Genomic DNA, 23,066 nt, shown 5'->3' on the forward strand with positions numbered 1-23,066 from the left:
CTTTTTGGGCCATGGACTGGCGGTCGGTCGAACGTGAGTATTCAGACGAGGTTATCGGTGAGACGACGCTCCCCGTGCTGTTCGAGGAGAGTGCGACCCAGAACGCAGACCGGCCCGCACAACTGTTCAAAGGCGCGACAGCAGACAGTTCGCTGTTCGACACGGTGATAGCGGACGCCCCTACCGGCGAGTACGGGTCGCTCACCTATCGCCAGCTGCAGACAATCGTCCACCACCTCGCCGCCGGATTTTACGACCTCGGAGTTCGGAAGGGCGACCGCGTCGGCATCTTCGCCCACACCCGGATGGAGTGGGCCCAGTGCGATTTCGCCATTCTCGCGGTCGGCGGCGTCGTCACCACCATCTACCCTGACTCGACTCCCCGCCAGTTGACCTACCTGCTCGAGGATTCGGGTGCGACGGGCGTCGTGGTGGAAAACGCCGCCCTGCTCGAAGCGGTCCTCGAAACCGAGGCTGCCCTCGACTTTATCGTCGTCATGGACCGGTTCTCGGGGTACAGCCACCGTGACGATATCCTGTCGCTCGCCGACCTCCACGAGCGCGGAGCCCAGACCTACGACCCGGCGGCGTACCAGTCGTGGCTCGACGCCGGGTCGCTTTCCGACCTCGCGAGCATCGTCTACACCTCCGGGACGACTGGGACGCCGAAAGGTGTCCCGCTCACCCACGGCAACTTCCGGGCGAACATCAATCAGGTCAGACGCCGGTTCGGCCCCCGCCCGGACAAGGGCGATCTGCCGGCCATCTCGGCTGACTCTCGCTCCCTCTCGTTCCTGCCACTCGCCCACGTCTTCGAGCGCCTCGGCGGTCACTTCTTCATGTTCGCCTCGGGCGTCGCCGTCGCCTACGCGGAGAGTACCGAAACGCTGCGCGAGGATTTCGGGCTGGTTCGACCGACCGTCGCCACGAGCGTCCCGCGGATCTACGAACGCTTCTACGATGCCGTCTGGTCGCAGGCCGCAGAATCGGCCGTGCGCCTCCGTATCTTCGAGTGGGCGAGCGACGTGGCCCGTCGATGGGCGACGACCGCCGACCCCGACCTCTCGTTGCGCTTGAGCCACGCGCTCGCAGACCGCCTCGTCTACCGCCGGGTACGCGCCGGCCTCGGCGGGGACGTCGAAATTCTCATCTCCGGCGGCGGCAGTCTCTCGACGGACCTCGCAGAACTGTTCTTCGGCATGGGACTTCCCATCTACGAGGGCTACGGCCTCACGGAGACGGCACCCGTCCTGTCCACGAACCTCGTCGAAAACCCGCAGTTTGGCACCCTGGGACTCCCCGTCACCGACGTCGAGGTGCGTATCGACACCGCAATCGACGCAGACGGCCTCGTTCCGGAGTCCGGCGGCGAACTCGGCGAACTCCTCGTGACGGGGCCGAACGTGTTCGACGGCTACTGGAATCGCCCCGAGGAGTCCGCACAGGTGTTCACCGACGACGGCTGGTTCCGCACCGGCGACATCGTCGAACGACGGCCCGACGACTACCTGGTCTTCCGTGGCCGGGTGAAGGAACTGCTCGTCCTCTCGACGGGCAAGAACGTCTCGCCCGGCCCCATCGAGGACGCCTTCGCGACCAGTTCGCGGGTCGAACAGGCGATGGTGCTCGGCGACGACGAGAAGTTCGTCTCCGCGCTCATCGTCCCGAACATGGCGGTACTCCGCGAGTGGGCCACAGACGAGGGTATCGCGCTCCCGGCCGACCCGTGGGAGGCGTGTGCTGACCCGCGCGTCGTAGCCTGGATTCAACGAGACGTAGAACGCGTCAACCGGTCGCTCGAAGCCTACGAGCAGATAAAGCGGTTCACCCTCGTCCCAGAGGCGTTCACCGAGGCCAACGATTTGCTCACGCCGACGCTGAAACTAAAACGTCGCAATATCGTGACGCGTCACGCGGACAGTGTTGCGGCCATGTATGCCGATTAATGTCGAATTGAAAAGGTGCGTTTATCAGTCGCCCGTCCGTTACCGCGACTAATGGAGGCGAAACTGTGGCAGAAGGCGGCTCACTGATTCCACTCGTCGCTGCTATCATCGGGATTGGCGTCGGAGCGCAGGTGCTCGCAGACCGCTTTCGGGTACCCAGTATCATCTTCCTCATCGCCTCCGGTATCATCCTCGGGCCGGAAGGACTGAACTTCGTCACGCGAGAATCGTTCGGTGGCGGGCTCTCGACTATCGTTGGCCTCTCCGTGGCCATCATCGTCTTCGAGGGCGCATTCCACCTGCGAATCAACAATCTGCGAGAAGCCCCTGCGGCAACGATTCGCTTGGTGACCATTGGGGCGATTATCGCCCTCGCGGGGACGGCGGCCGTCGTCCACTTCGCCCTCGGGGTGTCGTGGACGGTTGCCGCGCTCATCGGTGCGTTGCTCGTCGCGACGGGACCGACGGTCATCGCTCCCATCCTCGTGGTCGTTCCCGTACGCGACCGCGTGGCGACGGCGCTCGAAACCGAGGGCATCGTAAACGACGTGACGGCGGCCATCCTCGCGGTCGTCGTCTTCGAAATCATCCTCGTCGGCGACGCCACGCCCTTCGAGTTCATCCAGTTGTTCGTCGAACGACTCGGCGTCGGCATGGTCATCGGCGCGGCCGTCGCGGGCGTGCTTTGGTACCTGCTTCGGTACGTGGACCTCTCGCCCGCGAACGCCCCGCAGAACGCCCGCTTGCTGACGCTTGCGGGGGCGCTCGTGGCGTTCGCCGCGGCGGACGCCGTCCGCACCGAGGCCGGCATTGCGGCGGTAGCGACGGCAGGCATCCTGCTCGGCAACACGGACATCCCGTACGAAGAGCAGATCTCCGAGTTCAAAGGCGACATCACGCTGCTCGTCCTCTCGTTCGTGTTCATCGCGCTCGCGGCGTTGCTCGATTTCGAGACACTGCTCGGCCTCGGCGTTGCGGGGCTCGTCGTCGTGGTCGCGGTCGCGCTCGTCATTCGGCCGCTACTCGTGTTCATCTCGGCGGCGGGCGACCGCTTCACTCGCGGTGAAAAGCTGTTCATGAGTTTCGTCGGACCACGCGGGATTATCCCCGCATCCGTGGCGACGCTGTTCGCCGTCGAACTGCAGGCGGCCGGGTTCGACGAGGCGGCGACGGTCCTCGTCGGCACGGTGTTCCTCGTCATCCTCACCACCGTCGTCTTCGAGGGTGGCTTCGCTCGGTACATTGCAGAATATCTGGACGTGATACCAATGCGCGTAATTATCGTCGGCGGCGGAAAGGTGGGCCGTGCGCTCGCCGAACGCCTGGTCGACCGTGGCGAGAACGTAGTGATTATCGAACAAGACACCTCGGTCCTGCAGATTGCCCGCGACGCGGGATACACCGTCCACAACGGCGACGGGACGGACACGGACGTGTTGCGCGCTGCAGGTGCGGACAACGCGAAAATCATCGTCGCGGCCACTGGGGACGACGACGTGAACCTGCTTGTCTCGCAACTGGCGAGTTCGAAGTTCGACATCGACCGCATCATGGCCCGGGCGAACAACCCGGACAACGTCGATGCGTTCGAGGAACTCGGGGTTCGGACCATCTCGTCTGCGCTCGCGACGGCCTACGCGCTCGACAACCTCATCGAGCGTCCCGCGCTCTCGAACTGGATGACCGAAATCGGCCGCTCGGGCGACGTCCAGGAGACGGAGGTCACGGCTGACGACCTGGTCGGCAAGACCATCGGTGAAATCGACACCGAACTCCCCGATGGCGTGCTCATCGCGCTGGTCAGCCGCGACGGCAAAAACCAGATGCCAGACGAGGACTTCACCCTCCAGAACGGCGACCACGTTACGCTGCTCGGGCGCAAGGAGTCGGTTCGCACTGCGCTCAAGACGTTCAACCCGCGCGAATGACATGAACTGCATGTGCGTCGCTGCACGTTTATAATAAATTTTTATTAGCGTGGGGCCGTCTGTTTGGCCGAGAATGATACACACGAAAGGTCCCCTCTTGACCGTCGATGTCGGGTCGCGCGAGTTCGAGACCACGAACGTAGACGCGATTCTCGAAGCCTACGTCGGCGGTCGCGGCGTCGGCACGAAACTCGCCCACGACCGCATTCCATTCGATGCAGACCCGCTCAGCCCAGAAAACAGCCTCATCTTCGCTACCGGCCCACTCCAGACCTCCCAGATGAGCTTCACCGGTCGGATGAGCTGTACTGGACTCTCGCCGCTCACGAACGGCCTGCTCTCGTCTAACGCCGGCGGCTTCATGTCCCGACCGTTCGCCGATACGGGGTACAGCGCAGTCCAGTTCACGGGCGCGAGCGACGAACTGCTCGCCGTCCACGTCCGCGACGACGGCGTCACCTTCGAGGAAGTACCCGACCTCGCGGGAGCGAAACTCGACGAGGTTACGGCGTGGTTAGACGAGGCCCACGACCTCGGGCCGGAACACGCCGCCGCAATTGGACCGGCAGGCGAGAACGGCGTCCGCTTCGCCTCCATCATGACCTCGGAGAACCGGGCGTTCGGCCGTGGTGGCCTCGGCGCGGTGTTCGGTGCGAAGAACGTCAAAGTCATCACCTTCGACGGTGACTCGCGCCCCGACATCGAGTTGGACGTCGACATCACCGCGGAGATTCACCAGAAGGCCGCCAACGCTGACAGTCCAATGAAGTCGGCGGGAACCACGTCGGTCACGAACTACGCCAACTCGGTCGGGGCGCTCCCGACGAAGTACTTCGAGGAGACTTCCTACGAACACGCGCACAAAATCGGCGGGTCGGCCGTCGCAGAGAAGAAGTACAAAAAGGGCACCTGTTCTGCGTGTGCCTTCGCGTGCAAACTTCCCACGCGCGACGAGGAAAGCGGCCTCGAAACCGAGGGGCCGGAGTACGAGACGGTGATGGCGTTCGGGTCGAACGCGCTCGTGGACGACGTGGTGAACGTGATGAAGTCGAACGACCTCTGTAACAAACTCGGGATGGACACCATCTCGTGTGGCGACGCCGTCTCCGCCTACCTCGCCGCCCACGACGAGTTCGGCAACGTCGACCTCATCCACGAACTCGTCGAGAAAATCGCCTACCGCGAGGATGAAGGCGACATGCTGGCGGAAGGCATCGCCCGATTCCACGAGGAACTCGGCGTCGAAAACTGGACCATGAAAGGCATGGAGTTCTCGGCCCACGACGGGCGCACCCTGAACGGCCAGGGCCTCTCGTTCGCGACGGCGAACCGCGGGGCAGACCACATGTACGCCGAAATGTACAACCTCGAATACCCGCTCGTTGCGCCGCCACAGGCGCTCGACCCGGACGGCCTCGACGGCAAACCAGCGGTGCTCGTCGAACACGAGAACCTGAACGCGCTCAAAGACGCGGGCGTCCTCTGTAAGTTCGGATCGTCGTTCATGAAGGAAGAACGCTACGAGAAACTGTTCGACGCGAGTTACGCTGCCCTCCTCGAAGTGGGCGACCGCATCGTCACGCTCGAACGCCACTTCAACAACAAGCGCGGCTTCGACCGGGCTGACGACGACGCGCTGCCCTACGAACTGGACGGGTTCGACGAGGCACTCTCCGAGTACTACGAACTCCGAGGTTGGTCGGACGACGGCGTCGTGCCCGACGCGAATGTGGGAGACACGCCTGCTGCGGCCGATTAGACCAGCGATTCGAGGTCGGTCAACAGGGATTCTTCTTTCGTCGCTATCGCTGAGACAGCGTCGCCAATCTCCGTGAGCTGCGCTCGCAGGTCGGCTTCGTCCTCGGCTTTGCTCGCGGCTTTCAACTGCTCGCCGACCGCCGTCCAGTCGGCGGCAATCTGAGACATGCGCTCGCCGTGCGAGTCGTCGAGTTCGGGAACCTGCTCGGCCATCGACGCGAGGAACGCGGCGTAGAGCCGCCGGAAGGTGCCGCCACCCGTGCCGCGGCGTTCGACGTTCTGGTAGGCGAACCGCGCCGTCCACGTGATTTCGCGGAATTCGCCGAGGTCGGGAAATACGGGGAGTTCGTCCGCGAACCGGCGGATGCCGGGCAGGCCGTGTGCTGCTTCCACCCCGCCGAGCGACCACGGCGCGGATTCGGGGTTCTGCATGTAGGCTGCCGTCGTCCGAATCGCCTGTGTCGCCGCCTGTTCGAGGCTCGCCTGCGGCTCGGGGTCCGTGACGACGATGTGTCGTCTGGCGAGCGGAACCATCGCCTGTGAGGTCCACGCTTCGTCGAACTGCTCTCGGGAGAGGGTCTGCACTTCGTCGAACTCGCTATCCGAAATCTGCACGCTCTCGTCGTCGTAGCCTACGAGGAGGACGGTGTGTGGCGAGAAGTGGGTGTCCGTGTTGTAGTAATCGAGGTAGAATAAATCCACGAAGCACATGACCGGATTGCCGTCATCAAGGTCGGCCTCGACGGCGGCCCATGCTTCCTCGTGGCTCTGTCCCTCACGCTCCTCGTGGGGGATTTCGAGGTTAGCGAAGAAGGCCGATTCGAGCCACACTGGACGGCCGAAAAAGGCGCGATACGGTGGCTCCTCGGTGATGAAGTAGGTAAAGCCGAGGCCGGAGGCGAGGCCGAAGCACTCGGCCTCTGAGAGGCCCCAGCCGTAGAAATCGGAGAGATTGCGAAGCGAGGTAGACCCGCAGTGGTGTCCGGTTTCGTGGGTGTAGCCGGAGAGGTGCATACGTCGCGTTTTCGGCGGGCAAGCGATAACGATTGTGACCCGATCAGTCGACTTCGGGGTCGGCCTCGAAGAGTTCGGGGGCCACGTCAGCGGAGACGTGCTGTAGGGCCGGTGGACGGTCACGAGTCGCGTCAGTCATCGGCGGAGAGCGGCGTCCCGTCGTGGGCCGTCGGAGCGGGACTTTCACCGGTGGCAAAGGGGTACCACGACTGTTTTGCGTCGGTCAGACATGGGTCCTTGTAAGTCGTTTCTTCGGGTTCACAGAGTTCGACGATGGCCTCTGGCCCGGTCGCCTCGACCCACTCGCGAAACGACTGCCCCTCCTCGCGGAGGGCGGCGAACGACTCCATCAAGTTCTTGATGGCGCCGGGAATCTCGTCTGCGGGGATGCGCTGGCGCACCCACTCGACGAACGAGGGTTCCGCACCGATACCGCCACCGACGCCGAGGTCCATCGCTTCGACCATCTCCCCATCTTTCCGAGCACGCATCCCGAGCAACCCGATGTCGGCGGTGTTTGCCTGCCCGCAGTCGGCCGTACACCCCGAGTAGTGGATGTGGACGTTTTCCACGTCGTCGGGCAGCGAGACGTTGTCTCGAAGCCACCGCAGTAGCCGGGCCGTCCGCGCCTTCGTCTCGGTCAGCGCGAGCGAACAGAACTCCGTGCCGGTACACGCGATGGCCCCGCGCTGGAACGGGTTCGGCTCGGGGGTGTGCTTCGCGAGGAGCGGGTCGCCGAGGAGGTCGTCGAGTGCGCTCTTCGGCACGTCCATGATGAGTGGGTTCTGCCGGCGGGTCAGGCGTACCTCACCGCTACCGTACTCGTCTGCGAGGTCGGCGAGTGCGAGGGCATCGTCCGCAGTGAGTCGACCGACGGCCACGCTCAAGCCGACGTAGTAACGCCCGTCTGCCTGCTCGTGGACGCCAACGTGATCTGCCTTCCCCTCGCTCGGCGGCTTCCCGGCGTTGTACGTGTACGCTTCTCTGATGTCTGTCCCCGCTGTCCTGAGCGCGCCATCGACGTATTCGGCTTCGAGCAGGTCACGAATCTTCTCTGTGCCCCACTCGGTGACGAAGAACCGACTGCGATTTTTCGAGCGAACCTCCCGATTGCCGTGGTCGTGGTACAGTTCGACGAAGCCGCGGACTACGTCGTAGGCCTCCTCGGGGGTGACGAACACGTCGAGTGGCTGAGCCACCTTCGGTTTGCGACCGCCGAGACCGCCGCCGATGCGGACGTTAAAGCCCATCACCGGTTTGCCGTCCTCCTCCTTCCGGGCGGGTTCGAGGCCGATGTCGTTGATGCTGTCCTGGGCACAGCCCTCCCGACAACCGGTGATGCTGATGTTGAACTTCCGGGGCATATTCGCGAGCGAGTTGTCGGTTCTGAGTTCCGTCCGAACCCGTTCGAGAATCGACTTGGTCTCGACGAGCTCGTGGGTGTCTTTTCCGGCGACCGGACACCCAGAGATGTTTCGCATCGTATCGCCCCCCGACGAGCGCGTCGAGACGCCTGCCGCCTCCAGTCGCTCCCAGATGGCGGGCACGTCTTCGAGCTTCATCCAGTGAAGCTGAATCGATTGTCGGGTGGTAAGGTCGAGCCAGCCGTTACCGAACTCGGGGTTCGAGACCGGACCCGTCGAGAAGTCGCGGGCCACCTCGGCGATAGCCCGCATTTGCCCGGGTTCGAGTCGCCCGTTCGCGTTCGTCAGTCGCATCATGAAATAGCTCTCCTGGCCCCGCCGCTGATGGAATAGCCCCCAGAACTTGAACCGGGTGAACCACGCGTCGCGTTCGTCATCGGGAATCGAGTCCCAGCCAGTTTCAGCGAACGAGAGGAGTTCCTCACGCACGTCGTCTCCGTACAGACCGTCCTTCCAGTGTTCTTTTTTGTGTACCATGTTTATTTCCCAAACGAATGTCTATTTTTGAATCTGATTGTTCGACATTCGGCTCTATTTTTCCTGTCAGGATGTGCGCAACGAGACTATTTAATGATAATCGTTGAAATAATAAATTTAATAGTGTCTTTAGTTGTCGGATGGCCAGTTTAATAGTGAATAAGGGTTGTATAAGGATGTATTCTGTCTACTTTCTGGACGAATATGTGTTCGCACGTCTACTAATATTTTGAATCAATGACATTATCGGTTTGGCACGTTCGGGCGGTTCGCGCGGGCAATCGCGCCTCGCAGATCGGCGTGGGTATTGACGTTCGTGAAGGCGTCTCGTCCGGCGTGGGCCGTGGCTTCGCGTTCCGGAATCACGACCGGGTCGAGCAGTGCAACCAGGTCGTAGAGACTGCCGTCTCGCTCCCGAACCACCTCCGTGCAAACCGATTCGGCAGCCCGGACGTGTACGACCGCCGGAAACGGCGTGATGTGGTCACGAAAGCGAGTGACAGTCCCCGTCTTTGTGTCCGCTCGCGAGAACAGGAAGTCGAGAAATCCAGCGGAAAGAAACGGCATATCACAGGGCACGGCTGCCGCGTACTTCGCCTTCGTCGCTCGCAGACCGGTTCGGATGCCGGCCACCGGTCCACGGTCTGGAACGCGGTCGACGGCGAAGCGCACGACGTGGTCGGCGAGGGCTGACTCGATAGCCTCTCGTTGGGCCCGCCGACAGTTGACGACGACCTCGTCGACCGCCGGCGCGACCGCTTCCACGACGTGCCAGATGAGCGGTTTACCGAGCAGGGACGCCAACGCCTTGTCCTGGTTCTCGAACCGGGCGGACCGCCCGCCGGCGAGGACGATTCCGGCGCGTCCCGTATCCGCTTTCATCGAGGGATGCTCCGTTCAGTCATCGCTCGAACCAAAGCCACCGAATCCATCGACGTGGGCACGCTCTGCGATGACGGGCCGGGCGACGTAGGCGTTGAGCAGGACGATTGGCACCATGATGGTGGCCACGATGATGTAGCCGCCGTGGATGGCGCCGACCGACGCCGCGTAGGAGTAGACGAGCGGGAATCCGATACCGCCGAACGTCCCAATGCCGCCGACGATGCCCGCTGCCGCCCCGGAGTTGTTCGGGAACATCGCGGGAACCTGCGCGAAGATGGCTCCTTCGCTGAACGCACAGGCCACGCCGACGAGGAACCCGACGGCCACCGTGAGCAGGACGCTCCCCGTTTGCCCTGCGAGCGTGAGCGCGCCGAGCGAGACAACGATGGCGCTCAGGCAGACGACCGTCCACTGTTCGCGGTAGCGACCGGTGAAGACGGGGAGGACGTTGCGTTCGGTTCTGACCACCCAGTCGCTGACGAACCCGCCGATGGGCCGTAAGAGGCCGGCGGCGAGCGAGAACGTAGCCGCAAATGTACTCGCCACCACGAGATTCGAGCCGAACCCTTCCCGGAAGTAGGTGGGAAGCCACCCGTTCATCGAGATCTCGAGGCCGAAGCTCATCACGTAGCCAAGCGCGAGGGCGATGACGCCGTAGCGGGTCGCCGTGTGGGCGACGGCTTCGAGGGTGGCCGCCTCACGGTTCTTCGTGGCACGTTCCTCGGTGGCGGCGTCCTGGCCGAGCACGTAGTAGGTGACCGCCATCACGAGGGCGACGATGCCGGTATAGAAGAACGCGGCACGCCAACCGGTGTCGAACAGGGGGCCACTCCAACCGTCGAACAGCCGCGGGAGGATGAGTGCCCCGCCTGCCGCGCCGGCGTTGCCGATGCCGGCGTAGACGCCCTCCGCGGTCCCGAGTTGTTCTTCGGGGAACCATTGGGCGACGTGCTGGATGCCGACGACGAAGGTGATGCCCGCGGAAGCGACGACGAGTCGTTCGATGAAGAATACCTCGTAGCTGGTGGCGAAGGCACTCGCGATGCTGAATACACCCACGTAGCCAAGGACAATGGCGAATACCGTCGGCGCACCGTAGCGGTCAGAGAGCCATCCTGTGAGCATACGACCGGGCGGGGCGGTCCAGATGGCCGCGCTCGCGAGGATGCCGAGGTCGGTGAGGGAGAGGCCGAACTCGTCGGCGATGGCCCCGGTAAACGGGGCGAAAGAGAACCAGATGAGAAACGAGAGGTTGAACGCCGCCGTGGCGAGCACGAGCGTCCGCCACTTGGTCATCCTCATCTGCGTCCCTCCGGCGAGGAGATGGCTGCCTTCTCGTGGAGCGCGGCAGACGGCGCGGAAAGGGCCACTGCACACTGTTTGTAGTTCGGTTCGTTCGATCGCGGGTCTCTCGCGGCGATGGTCAGCTCGTTGGTCATCGGATGGTGAATCGGGAGCCAGACGAGTCCAACAGGGATGGCATCGTCCCGTTCGACCCGCGCCGGAATCGCACCCCGGCGCGAGGTGAGCACTGTCTGGTCGTCAGTAATCTGGTTATCGTACGTTCCTGCGGTGGCCGGGTTGATGCGCATTCGAACGGGCGCACCGTCGCCGTCGCGCGACCGGACACCGGTGTTGTAGCCGTCGGGCTCGCGGCCCGTCGTCAACACGAGGGGGTAGTCGTCGCTCGCTGGTTCGGGAAGTGCAGCGGGAAGAGTGGCGGAAAATCGTGCCTTCCCCGACGGGGTCGGAAACCGCCACTCGCCGTCTGCGTAGTACCGATAGCCACCCGAAGATTCCGCGTCGGGCGCGGGCCAGCGCACGGCCAACTCGGCGTTCAGCCGGTCGTAACTGATGCCCGAGCAATCGGCGTTCGTCCCCGCGGTGAGAGCGCGGAACTCGTCGAACACGGCGAACGGCTCGGGGCGGTGGCTCGGGAACACAGATGGTGCGAGACGCGCACCGACTCCGGCGATGATATCGCGGTCGGAGCGAACCCCGGACGGGGTATCCGTCGCCGGGCGCACCCGCGAAACGGTCCGTTCCATGTTCATGGCGGTGCCGTCTGATTCTCCCCACGTCGCCGCTGGCAGCACCACGTCTGCGTACTCGACCGTCTCCGAGCGAAAGGCGTCCTGGACGACGAGAAACGTCTCCTCGAACGCTCGACGTGCGGCCGACGCATCTGGCAATCCAGCGACGGGGTTGGTCGCCACAGTCCAGAGGACCGACGGCGCTGTCTCCACGATACCGACCGGGCCGGGACCGCTCTCTGCGGGCAACCGTGAGACTGGGACGCCCCAGTGGTCGGCGACGGTTTGTCGCTCGTCGGGGTCCTCGTACGACCGCTGGCCGGGCCAGGACCCCTTCGAGGAACAGACGCGCGTTCCCATCGAGTTGGCCTGTCCGGTGAGCGAGAACGGTCCGGTTCCCGGGCCGAGATTTCCGGTGGCGAGACAGAGGTCGACGAGTGCACCGGAGGTGGCCGTCCCCCGAACGCTCTGGTTGACCCCCATCCCCCAGTAGATGAGCGTGTCGCGTTCGAGTGCGGCAGCGAGTCGCGCCACGACTGCTTCGGAGACGCCCGCCTTCTTCGCCGCCGCCGCGACGGTCGGCAATCGGGCCACCAGCGCGTCGAATCCACTCGTGTGCGCCTCGATGAACGCCCGGTCCACGCGATTGGTTTCGACGAGGGAGGCAAGGACGGCGCGGGCGAGTGCCTCGTCGCCGCCGGGAGTGAGCTGGACGTGGCAGTCGGCCTGTGTCGCAGTCTTCGTCCGGACAGGATCGACGACCAGCAGTTCGCTGTCGTCGGCGCGGGCAGACGTGTAAATCCACCTGAACATGACAGGGTGGGCGACCGCGGGGTTGGCCCCCCAGACGATGTGCGACGACGCCTTGGGGATGTCGTCGTACGTTGGCGGTGGCGCGTCGCTCCCGAAGGCATCATAATAGGCGGTTACGGCGCTCGCCATGCACAGCGTGGTGTTCGCGTCGTAGTTGCGCGTCCCGACCACGCCCCGAGCGAGTTTTCCGAGGAGGTAGGCCGCCTCGTTGGTCTGCTGGCCACTGCCGAGAATCGCCACGTCGTCAGGCTGCGTGGCCATCGCGTCCTCAATGGCCGTCGAAACTCGGGTGAGGGCGGCTTCCCATGTCGTCCGAACGAGCTCGCCGTCCTTGCGGACGAGGGGTCTCGTCAGCCAGTCACCCCCGGGATTCGCTGTCTCGCGAATACCTCGGCCACAGGCGAGACCTCTGTTCACCGGGTGGTTCGCGTCGCCTCGCACTGAATCGATGCCGTAACCGATATCCGCTCCGACCTGAAGGTGGCCACACCCCACGGCACACCGCATGCACGTCGTGGGAACGGGGTCGCTCACACGGCCACCTCCGATTGACCAAACAGACTAATCCTACGTTCGTCGAACAACAGTAAAAATTCCGTTAACTCATTTCGATATTGCATGCTTTAGCGTGACTGATTCGAGTAATAAAACGATAACTGTTGAAAAAAGAATTTTCTGACGAATTTTTAGAGACGCGTGTCTGGTTTATAATGAACTTTAAACTCCTAAGTCACATATTCTGTCCAGATAATTGGATATTTTCTGGATGAATGCAACAAAATACTTTGGCCAACGTCCGTGTACATCTCTATGCGCGAACTCGAATCTGCGCACGAACTTCGGTGAAAAACGACTCGGCCGAGCACTGGGTGCTCACAGGGGTCGTCGCTCTATCGGCTGAACTCGATAGCGGCCCCTTGGCCAAAGCCGACGCACAGCGTCGCGAGCCCGTTCTCTGCGTCCTGCTTGATCATCTCGTGGATGAGGGTGACCGGGAGGCGTGCGCCACTCGCGCCGAGTGGGTGGCCGATAGCGATTGCGCCGCCGTTTACGTTGAGTTTCTCCTGGTCGATGCCGAGTTCGTTCGCGGAGTAGACACACTGGCTCGCGAACGCCTCGTTGATTTCGTAGAGGTCGTAGTCCTCGATGTCGGTGCCCGAGCGTTCGAGCAGGCCGCGGGTCGCCGGAACGGGGCCGATGCCCATCACGGTCGGGTCGACGCCGGCGACGTTGTTGTTGCCGACTTCGGCGAGGATGTCGAGGTCGCGTTCCTCTGCGAAGGCCTTCGAGGTGACGAGCAGGGCTGCTGCGCCGTCAGAAATCTGGGAGGCGTTGCCGGGGGTGACGGTGCCGTCTGCTTTGAAGACGGTCGGGAGGCCAGCGAGTTTCTCCGCGGTCGTGCCGGGGCGGAGACCCTCGTCTTTGGTGACTTTCTCCTCGCCGTTGTCGATTGGGACGATTTCGTCCTCGAAGCGGCCGGATTCAGTTGCCTCGACGGCGCGCTGCTGGCTGCGTGCGGCGAACTCGTCTTGCGTCTCGCGGGAGATGTCGTACTCCTCTGCGACCTTTTCTGCGGTCATGCCCATCTGGAGTTCGGCGACGTTGTACACCTCGTTCATGCGTGGGTGGGTTTTGTGGGTGTTGCCGCCCATCTCGACGCGGGACATGTTCTCGACGCCGCCCGCGATGATGGCGTCGCGCTGGCCGGCGCGGATGGCGTCGGAGGCGGAGATGAGCGCCTGCATCGAGGAGGCACACCAGCGGTTGATGGTCGTCGCGGGGACGGATTCGCCGAGTTCCGAGAGGAGCGCGATGACGCGGGCGACGTTGTTGCCCTGTTCGTCGCGCTGCTGGGCACAGCCCCACATCAGGTCGTCGATGTCCTCGCCTGCGAGGTTCGTTCGGGCGAGAATTTCGTTGATGAGCGGAATCGAGAGGTCCTCAGAGCGAACGTCTGCGAACACGCCACCGTCTTTCCCTTGCGGGGTTCGGACAGCCTGGACGATGACGGGAGTGTTGTCTGCCATGGCTGTCTCTAGAGGACCGGTGCGTGTTAAACCCACTCGAACCCACATGGCTAGCACCGAGAGTTTATTCGGCCTGTTCGACGGTCTTATGCCACTCCCACTCTTATTCCCCCGAGAATGAGCAGCCCGGAGCTTGACGTCGTTGAGTTCTTGTTGACGACACATCTCTACAACCAAGACCGCGACCGCGACGAGAACGACCTGCCGCCCCGATATCGCCGGGTTTTCTGGGGCGAGGATGGCATCGAACGACCGCTTCCCTCGACCACGAAGAAGGCCGCCGCGGCCACGGGCGTCGAACACCCCTGGGAAGCCGTCTCGGGGTTGATGTTCACGGACTTCGACGACTTCAATCAGGTCATCAAACTCACCGAGGCCGACCTCGCGAAGCAGTGGTATCTCGACCGTGCCGACCCAGAGCGCATCATGGGCGTCCCGACGCTCACCGCCGCCTTCGCCGAGGAAGTCGAGGACCTCGATTACGACCGCGCTCGCGCCGAGAATCGACCACTGCGTGCCGACCGCGTCTGGATTGACAGCCTGTTAGAGGAGTACTTCGACAGCGAGGAAGAAGAGGAGATGCTCGACCTCGTGGACGTGCTCGCGCCCGAGGAAATCGAGATGAGCTTAGACGACCTCGTCCTCACCGAGGACCAGGAGGGCGAGATTCTGAAAATCATGAAGGCCATCGAGCATCGCGACTACCTCGCCCAGATTGGCCTCCGCGAAATCGGGAAACTCCTCTACGTCGGCCCGCCCGGAACCGGGAAGACGACGACGGCACGCGCTCTCGCCCACGAACTCGACCTGCCATTCGTCGAGGTGAAACTGTCGATGATTACGAGCCAGTATCTCGGTGAGACGGCAAAGAACGTCGAGAAAACGTTCGAGGTCGCAAAACGCCTCTCGCCGTGTATCCTGTTCATGGACGAGTTCGACTTCGTGGCGAAAACCCGCGCGTCGGACGAGCACGCGGCCATCAAGCGCGCCGTGAACACCCTGCTCAAGTCCATCGACAACATCAGCCTGGTGCAGGACGACGTACTTCTCATTGGGGCGACGAACCACCCCGACCAACTCGACGCGGCGGCGTGGCGACGCTTCGACGAAATCGTCAACTTCCCGAAGCCGGACCACCAGATGCGCTCTGACATTCTCTGGGTCATCACCCGGAACATGGAAATCGTGGATTTCGACCCCGGCGAAGTTGCAGACCTCACCGAGGGGCTGACCGGCAGCGACCTTCGTCTCGTGATGCGCGAAGCCGTGCTCGAAGCACTCACCGAAGAGCGGATGGTGCTCACCCAGCAGGACCTTCTCGACGCGATTACCGACTTCGAGGAACGTGATACGCTGAAGGACCTGGACATGATGAACGGCGACCACGACGCGCTCATCGCGGGCGGGAGCGACTTGCCCGGCGGCTCCGACGACGGCCACGATCACGACCACGACGACCACGATCACGACCACAGTCACGACTGATGCAGGTCACGCTCCTCGGGACGGGTGACACGACGGGGACGCCCACGCCGAACTGCGACTGTGACACCTGCGTCGAAGCCCGGGAGCGTGGCGTCCACCGCAGCCGATTTTCCGTCCACATTCACAACGAACGCACCGAGGAGACGCTGCTCGTCGATGTGAGCCCCGACTTTCGCCACCAGTTTCTCACGAACGACGTGCCGCTCCCCGACGCGGCGCTCATCACCCACATCCACTTCGACCACGTCGACGGCCTCGGCAACGTCTATCGCCTGCTCTCTGACCTCCCCGTGTACGCCGCAGACGAGACGGACCCAGTCACCGGCGAGAGCGTCGCCGAAACGATTCGGGACAAATTCGACTACCTGAGCGCCATCACCGTCTGCGACTTCTCGCCGTTCGAAACTCGGAGGATTTGCGGCCTCGACGTGACGCTCGTGCCGGTTGACCACCCGCCGCTGCTCTGCTACGGACTCACCGTCGAAGACCCGGAGACCGGCGCGAAACTCTCGATTTCCGGTGATACGAGCTTCGACCTGCCCGACGACTCACGAGAACTGCTCAAAAACCCGGACCTCCTGCTCGCCGACGGCATCGTCCCAGGCCACCTCTCCGAGTACCACCCCGCCGGCGGAAGCCACCACGACGCAGATGGCACCGCCCGAACCTTCGGGACGAAACACATGACTCGCGAAGGCGCGATTGCTCTCGGCGAGGAACTGAACGCCTCAATCACTCGCCTCGTGCACATCGCCCACTACTATCCCGTCGAAGAAGCGTTCGAAGACCCGCTCGCCGTAGACGGCGAGCAGTATCAGCTATAGAAATCGGTCGAGGCCGCTCTGTTTTCGCGGGCCACTCGGGTTCGCGACCCACGGTGTCCGCCCGTCGCGGATGGCTGTGATGTCTACTGCGGGCGGGTCGGCCGGTTCGTAGCCGGGACACGCCGGCCCGCACGCTTCTGCCGGATTGACGATTGCATCTTTCCACTCGCAGTAGGGGATGCCATCGGCTCCTGCAACCACCGTCGTCGCCCCGTGGACACACGCCGGAAGGTCGAAACTTCGCCAGCCTTTGCCATACGCGCGCTCGGCCATCCGGCGGCGGAGTCGGGCCTTTTCTTCGGGCGTCGCGACGCGCATGTCGGTCCGCCCGGCGAACTCGTCGACGATGTCTACGCCCGACGCAGACGGGTCAAGCGGGGTCGGTTCCCGCACGACTTCGAGCCCCCCCGTTTCGGGTCGAAACCGCCAGACACCGACTTCTGCGGGGATGCGGTTCAGGTGCGCCCGTGTCACGTAGGATTCAGTGGCGAGAATCACCTCGTCGAACACGCCGAGAGAGACGTCTTTTCGCAACTGGAGTTCCAAATCGCCCGGCACGGAGAGGTCTGGTTTGTTCTCGATGCCGACGACCTTCCCGAACCAGTCGTCGGGATAGCGCGCCGTCTGGCGGACGTAGAGGCGTGACCCCCGGCGCACGCGCTCGAAGAAACCGATGTCGATGGCGCGCTCTGCGACGCTCCGTGCCCGCTCTGGGTGCATATCGAAGCAGTTGCGGTAGTATTTGGCCTGCCCGACGCCCGCACTGCTCTCGATGGCCGCGTCGGGAATCTCGTGGGGTGTAATCGACGCCCGGGCGTCGAACTCGGGGCCGGGTTGGACGCAGACGATGTCCATGATGCGCCGCCCGTGGACGCTCGCGCCCAGTTGGCGGGCGATAATTTGGGCTCGCTCGCGCTCGAGCTGGGCGCACAGGGCCACCTCGAACGCGAATTCAGACACGTATGAAGGGTGGTGTTGGTGGCTGAAAAACCTCGTGCTAGATGGAGTTTTGTATGGGTATTCTGGAGCTGTGTCACACGGGGCTTCCAACACCTCGAAAGCCCCCGACTTCTCGACGGCTGCACCTCGCTGCGCGCTTCGCTCGCGTCGCTCGCTCCAGTGCTTCCGTCGGTTCGCTCGCCGAGAAGTCGGCCCCTTTCAGTCCCACCCACGTGGTTTGCCTCCCCGCTCTACGGGCCGGGAAGCGCGTCTCGTCGCGCGACCCGGGGGAGGGCAGGCATGCTGTCTCTCATTGTGGCTCGTGATTCGTGCGGTCTTGGACCACTCACGAACTTCTCCCGAGCAACTTCGACCCTCCTAAACACCCAGCTCGTCAGCCAGGTCGTAAAACGTCTCAATCGTCAGGTCAGGCTCCCCGCCGAACGTCTCGTAGGGCGTGCCCTTCCTATCGACCCACACGCCTTGCATCCCGGCGTGCTGTGCGCCCATCACGTCGAACCAGCCGGCCGAAACGTGGGCGATCTCTTTTATCGGGGTTCCCGTCCGCCCCGCCGCGTGGCGATAAATCTCGGCGTCCGGCTTGAACGTCTCCACCTCGTGGGCCGAAATCGTGTCGGCGAGGAGGTCCGTGATTCCGGCGTGTTTCACCATCGAGTCGAGCATCTCGGGGTTTCCATTCGAGACGACGTAGCAGTCGTAGCCGCCGTCTTGCAGGCGCTCTATCCCGTCGCGCACGTCGTCGAACACGTCGAGTTCGTGGTAGACGGCGAGGATTTCGTCGCGCTCGTCGGTGGAGATGTCCACGCCGTGGACGTCTAAGGCGTACTGGAGGGCGTCGCGGTTCATCTCGTAGAAGGGCTGGTAGGCGTCAACGAAGTTCGCGACCATCGTGTACTCGATGGAGCGCGCGCGCCACAATTTAGAAACGGGTTCGGGGTCCGCAACCCGGTCCGCGAGCGCCTGCTCTGCGGCGTCTACGTCGACAATTGTACTGTACGAATCGAAGGTGACGGTCGTAACCCGGGCCGCGTCGAATGCCATGTCAGTGGGTTGCGCGCCGGGTTACAGAACTGTTTCCCTCACCGGGTGAGGAGCGACCCCACGGCGAACGGGAGCGCAAGCAAGCCGGCGACGCCACCGACCCACAGCGCCACGAACAGGGCTGGTGCGGGCAGGAGGGCCGTCGCCGCCACCGCGAGCGCGGCGAGTGCCGCGAACGCGAGGGTCACGAACAGCAGCGTGACGAGTGCGTCTGCGGCGGCGTCAGTGGGCGTTCTCGGGCCGAGTCGGGCGGCGGATGACAGGTGCGGGTTGGTTGCAGCCATGGGCTTCTTCCTCAGATAAAGAAAGGAGCCACGGCACCATATCTGATTCCTGAATTACATTTCTGTAAACGGGTGGACTGAACTGCGTTTCTGGAAGAAATGTGATAGTTCAGGCGGTCGTCCGCGAGTCGGCGGGTGCGGTGGCGGGGAACGTCTCTACGTCCGTCACGCGCAGGTCGCCGTCGAGGGTGACGCGCAGTTCCTCGTCGTCGAGCGGAATCGTGACCTGAATCGACCACGGGTCTTCGGAGACGATGGTGGTGTGGTTGTCGGAGACGCACCAGTCGAACTCCCAGTACGGCGTCGCACAGAGGTCGATGCCGTGATTTCGATGGAAGGTAACCATGTCCGACTGGTCGAGCAGTTTCAGCCCCACCGCAGAGCTAATCTGGTGGTTGCACTGCGCGCAGGTCAGCTCGACGCAGACCTCGCCCGCGAAGTCGGCGTCCTCGGCCCGTCTGAGGGTGGTCTCCATCCGCCCGGTACACTCGGGGCAGACGCCGTCGGCAGCGAGACAGTGGAGGTGGCGCACGCGCTGGTTGAACGCGGCCATGATCTCTTCGCGGGTGCGGTCGTTCAGGCCGCCCGGCGGGAAGGAGTAGCGAGAGTGAAATCGCCCGCAGACGGTGCAGTCGATGGTGATTTGTTCGTCGGCATAGGCGGCCTGTAGCCCGCCGCCGCAGTCGGCACACGACCCGGAAATCCCGAACGAGGGGAGTTCTGGGTCCTCGTTGAACGAGCCTTCGAGGACGGCGCGAACCACCTTCTTACCTGCGTGGCGAAAGTCGTAGCCGTCGTCGGTCTTCTTCACGAAGTGGCCGGTCAGCTTGCCGAGGTGGTAGTTGAACTGCGCGGAGTCACGCATCCCGACCGACCGCCGGAGTTCGGAGAAACTGACGGGCCGCTCGGGGGCCGTCCAGAGCGCTTCCAGAATGGCGAGGCGCGTCTCGTTGGCGATAGTGGAGAAGGCGTCGGCGGGTGCGAGACATTCCTCGCAGTCCTGGATGGAGGATTCCTTCATTGTGGTAACAGTTGTGACCCCGTTGCAAAAAGTTTCAGTGAAATAAATTTAGGTTGGATTCGTGATTACGCCTCCACCGCCGAGACGACGAGTTTGATGGCCGCGAACGGGACGAGCACGAGGGCGCTCACCAGGCCGACCATCCCGAGGACGAACAGCGCGGGGCCGGGGAGGAGTGAACTGACACCCACGGTCAGGACCGCGAGGGCGGTGGCGATGGCGAGTAGGATGACCCCAGCGCGGAGGTACTCGCTGAGGCGCTCTGCGGCCGTTCGAGCGGGTCTGCGGTAGGCGTACTGTGCGGCAGACAGGGTGCGAGTGTCGGTCTTCATGGACAGGTGAACGGAGGCGTTCGGGGTTAAAAAGAGTAATCTGAATTACATTTCTGTAAGCGACGATACTGAAGTCTGTTTCTGTCGAAAATCGGATAATTACTCGCGCCGGTAGGACTTCGCCCGCTCGACGGCGACGACGTCGAAGGTGTCGTCGAGGGTGACGCGCAGTTCCTCGGCTTCGAGGCTGATGTCGACGCGTGCCATCCACGGGTCGTCCTGGATGACGGTCGTGTGCTCGTCGCCGACGCACCACGGCAGTTCCCAGTAGGGAATGGTTCTGAGGTCGATGCCGTGGTCGCGGTAGAAACTCACCACGTCGGGCTGGTCGAGCAGGGTCATCCCGACGGCGGCGATGGCGCTCGCGTCGCACTGGACGCAGCGGTGGCTCACGGCGATTTCGAGTTCCGGCAGGCAGTGTTCGCCATCGACGATTTTCGAGCCCATCGAACTGCCACACTCGGGGCAGACGCCGTCGGCGGCGAGGCCGTAGAGGTGGCGCACCCACCGATTGTAGCCCTTCATCAACTCGTCGCGGGTGCGCCCGTAGATGCCCGCCGGCGGGTAGGGGTAGGCGCTGTGGACCCGGTCACAGGCCGGACAGACCACGGTGAGGTGTTCTTTCTCGTAGGCCGCCACCAGCGTCTCGCCACAGGAGACGCACGTTCCGGGCAGTGAGAAGGCGTCGATGCTCACGTCGTCGGTGAACATCCCCGAGATGAGGGTGCGCATCACGCGCTTGCCGGCGAACGTGAGGTCGTAACCGTCGTCTGATTTCTGGACGAAGCGGTCGAGCAACTGGCGCAGGTGGTAGTTGAACTGCGCCGAATCCTTCATGCCAACCGCTCGATTCAGGTCAGAGAACGTCACGGGCCGGGTCTCTGCGGCCCACAGCGCCTCTAAGATGGCCAGTCGTGTCTCGTTCGAGATGACGGCGAACACCTCTGCGGGCGCGGTTTTCGGTGTCGCAGAGAGTGGCACGACGGGTGCATCGCCCGGCGTGGGGTGAGATGACATACCACCTGTACGCCGCGAGGGGTCTAATCCCTTCCCTGAAGGAATCTTCAGCAGACCTGGGGAAACCCACAGCAGGCGGAGGGGCGCTCTGGCCCGCCCTCGCGCGGGGTGTGGGGCGAGAACAGTAGGTTTATGCGTCGCTCGGGGTGACTACTCTGTAAGATTACTCTCGAAATGACAGGGAAACATCAACAACCGGAGGTGAACATCGGACTCGTCGGTCACGTCGACCACGGCAAGACCACGCTCGTGCGAGCGCTCTCGGGGGAGTGGACGGACCAGCACTCGGAGGAGATGAAACGCGGTATCTCCATCCGCCTCGGCTACGCCGACGCGACGTTCCGCAAGTGTCCCGGTGTCGAAGCGCCGGCGTGTTACACCGTCGACGAAGAGTGCGAAGACGGCACGGAGAGCGAACCGCTTCGCACCGTCTCGTTCGTGGACGCGCCCGGCCACGAGACGCTCATGGCGACGATGCTCTCCGGAGCAGCCATCATGGACGGCGCGGTGTTGCTCGTGAGCGCCACCTCGCCCGTGCCACAGGCACAGACCGAAGAGCACCTGATGGCCCTCGACATCATCGGCATCGACAACATCGTCATCGCCCAAAACAAGGTCGACCTCGTCGACGCAGAGCAGGCCCGCGAGAACTACAAGCAGATAAAAGAGTTCACGAAGGGCACGGTCGCAGAGGACGCTCCCGTCGTCCCCATCAGCGCCCAACAGGAGGTCAACTTAGACCTGCTCATCCAGGCCATCGAAGAGGAGATTCCGACCCCAGATCGCGACCCGAGCGACGATGCCCGACTGCACATCGCCCGCAGTTTCGACATCAACCGCCCGGGGACGACCTGGGAGAACCTGACCGGTGGCGTCATCGGCGGGTCGCTCGTCGCGGGCGGTCTCGAAACCGACCAGGACATCGAAATCCGCCCCGGCCGCGAGGTCGAAGAGGGCGGCAAGACCGAGTGGCGACCGATTACGACGAACGTCCGTTCCATCCAGGCGGGTGGGCAGTCGGTCGATTCGGCCACGCCCGGTGGCCTGCTTGGCGTCGGTACTGGCCTCGACCCAAGCCTCACGAAAGGCGACGGACTCGCCGGCCAGATTGCAGGGCCACCAGGGTCGCTGCCACCGACGCGTGAAGCCTTCGAGATGACGGTGGACCTCTTAGACCGCGTCGTCGGCGACGACGAGGACACCGTCGACGAGATTTCGACCGGCGAACCGCTCATGATGACGGTCGGGACGGCCACCACCGTCGGTGCCGTCACGAGCGCCCGAGACGGCGAGTGTGAAGTTCGCCTAAAGCGCCCGGTCTGCGCCGCAGCAGGCGCGAAGGTCGCCATCAACCGCCGTGTCGGCGCGCGCTGGCGACTCATCGGCGTCGGCACGATTACGGAGTAGGATGGCGGTGACGGTGCTCATGGACGCGAACGCTCTGATGATGCCGGTCGAACTCGACGTGCGCGTGTTCGACGAACTCGACCGGTTGCTCGGCGTGGTCGACCTCGTGACCCCCGAAGCGGTCGTAGCCGAGTTGGAGAAACTCGCTGCGGGCGCGAGTCGCGAGGCGGTCGCCGCGAGCGTCGGAGCGGACCTCGCCCGCGAGCGCTGTCGCACCCTCACACACGATGCATCGTATGCGGACGACGCGATCGTCGAACTCGCCGACGACGGTGAGTGCGACTACGTCGTCACGAACGACGGACCCCTGAAACGGCGGTTGCTGGCCGCTGGCGTACCAGTAATTGGTATAAGGGGCCGGAACAAACTGGCAATCACTCGACCATAAGT

General features: G+C 63.5%; 19 protein-coding genes. 7 read left to right on the forward strand and 12 right to left on the reverse strand.

Annotated elements, in window-relative coordinates:
* The first annotated feature begins 11 nt into the window (after nt 1-11).
* From P1M51_RS00600 to P1M51_RS00610, 3 genes are all read left to right on the forward strand, one after another.
* Nucleotides 12-1,946 carry a long-chain fatty acid--CoA ligase gene (locus P1M51_RS00600; protein ID WP_276246247.1) on the forward strand — a complete coding sequence of 645 codons (1,935 nt, stop codon included), beginning with the start codon at nt 12-14 and terminating at the stop codon, nt 1,944-1,946.
* 65 nt (nt 1,947-2,011) lie between these two features.
* Complete coding sequence (locus P1M51_RS00605) at nt 2,012-3,874, forward strand: cation:proton antiporter (RefSeq protein ID WP_276246248.1); 1,863 nt, start codon at nt 2,012-2,014, stop codon at nt 3,872-3,874.
* A 73-nt stretch (nt 3,875-3,947) separates the two neighbouring features.
* The gene (locus tag P1M51_RS00610) at nt 3,948-5,633 is read left to right on the forward strand and encodes an aldehyde ferredoxin oxidoreductase family protein (RefSeq protein WP_276274741.1); all 1,686 of its coding nucleotides are present in this window, start codon (nt 3,948-3,950) and stop codon (nt 5,631-5,633) included.
* Here the strand turns inward: P1M51_RS00610 and P1M51_RS00615 are convergent.
* The 6 genes from P1M51_RS00615 to P1M51_RS00640 all read right to left on the reverse strand — a co-directional run bounded on the left by P1M51_RS00615 (nt 5,630) and on the right by P1M51_RS00640 (nt 14,305).
* Nucleotides 5,630-6,646: a BtrH N-terminal domain-containing protein gene (locus tag P1M51_RS00615; RefSeq protein ID WP_276246250.1), complete on the reverse strand. Its 1,017-nt coding sequence runs from the start codon at nt 6,644-6,646 to the stop codon at nt 5,630-5,632. The genes P1M51_RS00610 and P1M51_RS00615 overlap by 4 nt on opposite strands.
* Before the next feature lie 131 nt (nt 6,647-6,777).
* A complete protein-coding gene (locus tag P1M51_RS00620) occupies nt 6,778-8,547 on the reverse strand; it encodes a nitrite/sulfite reductase (RefSeq protein WP_276274742.1) in 1,770 nt (589 codons plus the stop codon).
* Nucleotides 8,548-8,790: 243 nt separating this feature from the next.
* A complete protein-coding gene (locus P1M51_RS00625) occupies nt 8,791-9,429 on the reverse strand; it encodes a molybdenum cofactor guanylyltransferase (RefSeq protein WP_276246252.1) in 639 nt (212 codons plus the stop codon).
* Nucleotides 9,430-9,444: 15 nt separating this feature from the next.
* Nucleotides 9,445-10,728: an MFS transporter gene (locus P1M51_RS00630; RefSeq protein WP_369685317.1), complete on the reverse strand. Its 1,284-nt coding sequence runs from the start codon at nt 10,726-10,728 to the stop codon at nt 9,445-9,447.
* A gap of 2 nt (nt 10,729-10,730) precedes the next feature.
* The gene (gene nasA / locus P1M51_RS00635) at nt 10,731-12,785 is read right to left on the reverse strand and encodes an assimilatory nitrate reductase NasA (RefSeq protein WP_276274988.1); all 2,055 of its coding nucleotides are present in this window, start codon (nt 12,783-12,785) and stop codon (nt 10,731-10,733) included.
* Nucleotides 12,786-13,168: 383 nt separating this feature from the next.
* Nucleotides 13,169-14,305 (reverse strand): thiolase family protein, encoded by a 1,137-nt coding sequence (locus P1M51_RS00640; RefSeq protein ID WP_276274744.1) that lies wholly within the window; start codon nt 14,303-14,305, stop codon nt 13,169-13,171.
* Nucleotides 14,306-14,422: 117 nt separating this feature from the next.
* Between P1M51_RS00640 and P1M51_RS00645 the strand changes: the two genes are divergently transcribed.
* Nucleotides 14,423-15,790: an ATP-binding protein gene (locus P1M51_RS00645; RefSeq protein WP_276246255.1), complete on the forward strand. Its 1,368-nt coding sequence runs from the start codon at nt 14,423-14,425 to the stop codon at nt 15,788-15,790.
* Nucleotides 15,790-16,614, forward strand: coding sequence for an MBL fold metallo-hydrolase (locus tag P1M51_RS00650; RefSeq protein ID WP_276246256.1), 825 nt, complete (start codon nt 15,790-15,792; stop codon nt 16,612-16,614). The genes P1M51_RS00645 and P1M51_RS00650 overlap by 1 nt, the downstream gene beginning before the upstream one ends.
* Here the strand turns inward: P1M51_RS00650 and P1M51_RS00655 are convergent.
* The 6 genes from P1M51_RS00655 to P1M51_RS00680 all read right to left on the reverse strand — a co-directional run bounded on the left by P1M51_RS00655 (nt 16,609) and on the right by P1M51_RS00680 (nt 21,269).
* Nucleotides 16,609-17,574 carry a DUF5787 family protein gene (locus tag P1M51_RS00655; protein WP_276246257.1) on the reverse strand — a complete coding sequence of 322 codons (966 nt, stop codon included), beginning with the start codon at nt 17,572-17,574 and terminating at the stop codon, nt 16,609-16,611. The genes P1M51_RS00650 and P1M51_RS00655 overlap by 6 nt on opposite strands.
* 357 nt (nt 17,575-17,931) lie before the next feature.
* On the reverse strand, nt 17,932-18,615 hold the full coding sequence (locus P1M51_RS00660) for a haloacid dehalogenase type II (protein ID WP_276246258.1): 684 nt from the start codon (nt 18,613-18,615) through the stop codon (nt 17,932-17,934).
* 38 nt (nt 18,616-18,653) lie between these two features.
* The gene (locus tag P1M51_RS00665) at nt 18,654-18,899 is read right to left on the reverse strand and encodes a hypothetical protein (RefSeq protein WP_276246259.1); all 246 of its coding nucleotides are present in this window, start codon (nt 18,897-18,899) and stop codon (nt 18,654-18,656) included.
* 109 nt (nt 18,900-19,008) lie between these two features.
* A complete protein-coding gene (locus P1M51_RS00670; RefSeq protein WP_276274745.1) occupies nt 19,009-19,920 on the reverse strand; it encodes a helix-turn-helix domain-containing protein in 912 nt (303 codons plus the stop codon).
* A gap of 65 nt (nt 19,921-19,985) precedes the next feature.
* Nucleotides 19,986-20,252, reverse strand: coding sequence for a hypothetical protein (locus P1M51_RS00675; protein WP_276246261.1), 267 nt, complete (start codon nt 20,250-20,252; stop codon nt 19,986-19,988).
* 99 nt (nt 20,253-20,351) lie between these two features.
* Nucleotides 20,352-21,269: a helix-turn-helix transcriptional regulator gene (locus P1M51_RS00680; RefSeq protein ID WP_276246262.1), complete on the reverse strand. Its 918-nt coding sequence runs from the start codon at nt 21,267-21,269 to the stop codon at nt 20,352-20,354.
* Between the two features lie 174 nt (nt 21,270-21,443).
* On the opposite strand from P1M51_RS00680, the gene P1M51_RS00685 reads away from it, so the two are divergent.
* On the forward strand, nt 21,444-22,676 hold the full coding sequence (locus P1M51_RS00685) for a translation initiation factor IF-2 subunit gamma (RefSeq protein ID WP_276246263.1): 1,233 nt from the start codon (nt 21,444-21,446) through the stop codon (nt 22,674-22,676).
* 19 nt (nt 22,677-22,695) lie between these two features.
* Nucleotides 22,696-23,064 carry a twitching motility protein PilT gene (locus P1M51_RS00690; protein ID WP_369685074.1) on the forward strand — a complete coding sequence of 123 codons (369 nt, stop codon included), beginning with the start codon at nt 22,696-22,698 and terminating at the stop codon, nt 23,062-23,064.
* The last annotated feature ends 2 nt before the right edge of the window (nt 23,065-23,066 follow it).

The organism is Haladaptatus sp. QDMS2 (assembly GCF_029338295.1).
Lineage (GTDB): Archaea > Halobacteriota > Halobacteria > Halobacteriales > Halococcaceae > QDMS2.

What these genes read in the sequence shown, in the direction of transcription:
- P1M51_RS00600 (WP_276246247.1), top strand. Translation starts at nt 12, where the DNA reads ATGGACTGGCGGTCGGTCGAACGTGAGTATTCAGACGAGGTTATCGGT.
- P1M51_RS00610 (WP_276274741.1), top strand. Translation starts at nt 3,948, where the DNA reads ATGATACACACGAAAGGTCCCCTCTTGACCGTCGATGTCGGGTCGCGC.
- P1M51_RS00615 (WP_276246250.1), bottom strand. Translation starts at nt 6,646, where the DNA reads ATGCACCTCTCCGGCTACACCCACGAAACCGGACACCACTGCGGGTCT.
- P1M51_RS00620 (WP_276274742.1), bottom strand. Translation starts at nt 8,547, where the DNA reads ATGGTACACAAAAAAGAACACTGGAAGGACGGTCTGTACGGAGACGAC.
- P1M51_RS00625 (WP_276246252.1), bottom strand. Translation starts at nt 9,429, where the DNA reads ATGAAAGCGGATACGGGACGCGCCGGAATCGTCCTCGCCGGCGGGCGG.
- P1M51_RS00630 (WP_369685317.1), bottom strand. Translation starts at nt 10,728, where the DNA reads ATGACCAAGTGGCGGACGCTCGTGCTCGCCACGGCGGCGTTCAACCTC.
- nasA (WP_276274988.1), bottom strand. Translation starts at nt 12,785, where the DNA reads ATGCGGTGTGCCGTGGGGTGTGGCCACCTTCAGGTCGGAGCGGATATC.
- P1M51_RS00640 (WP_276274744.1), bottom strand. Translation starts at nt 14,305, where the DNA reads ATGGCAGACAACACTCCCGTCATCGTCCAGGCTGTCCGAACCCCGCAA.
- P1M51_RS00645 (WP_276246255.1), top strand. Translation starts at nt 14,423, where the DNA reads ATGAGCAGCCCGGAGCTTGACGTCGTTGAGTTCTTGTTGACGACACAT.
- P1M51_RS00650 (WP_276246256.1), top strand. Translation starts at nt 15,790, where the DNA reads ATGCAGGTCACGCTCCTCGGGACGGGTGACACGACGGGGACGCCCACG.
- P1M51_RS00660 (WP_276246258.1), bottom strand. Translation starts at nt 18,615, where the DNA reads ATGGCATTCGACGCGGCCCGGGTTACGACCGTCACCTTCGATTCGTAC.
- P1M51_RS00665 (WP_276246259.1), bottom strand. Translation starts at nt 18,899, where the DNA reads ATGGCTGCAACCAACCCGCACCTGTCATCCGCCGCCCGACTCGGCCCG.
- P1M51_RS00670 (WP_276274745.1), bottom strand. Translation starts at nt 19,920, where the DNA reads ATGAAGGAATCCTCCATCCAGGACTGCGAGGAATGTCTCGCACCCGCC.
- P1M51_RS00675 (WP_276246261.1), bottom strand. Translation starts at nt 20,252, where the DNA reads ATGAAGACCGACACTCGCACCCTGTCTGCCGCACAGTACGCCTACCGC.
- P1M51_RS00680 (WP_276246262.1), bottom strand. Translation starts at nt 21,269, where the DNA reads ATGTCATCTCACCCCACGCCGGGCGATGCACCCGTCGTGCCACTCTCT.
- P1M51_RS00685 (WP_276246263.1), top strand. Translation starts at nt 21,444, where the DNA reads ATGACAGGGAAACATCAACAACCGGAGGTGAACATCGGACTCGTCGGT.
- P1M51_RS00690 (WP_369685074.1), top strand. Translation starts at nt 22,696, where the DNA reads ATGGACGCGAACGCTCTGATGATGCCGGTCGAACTCGACGTGCGCGTG.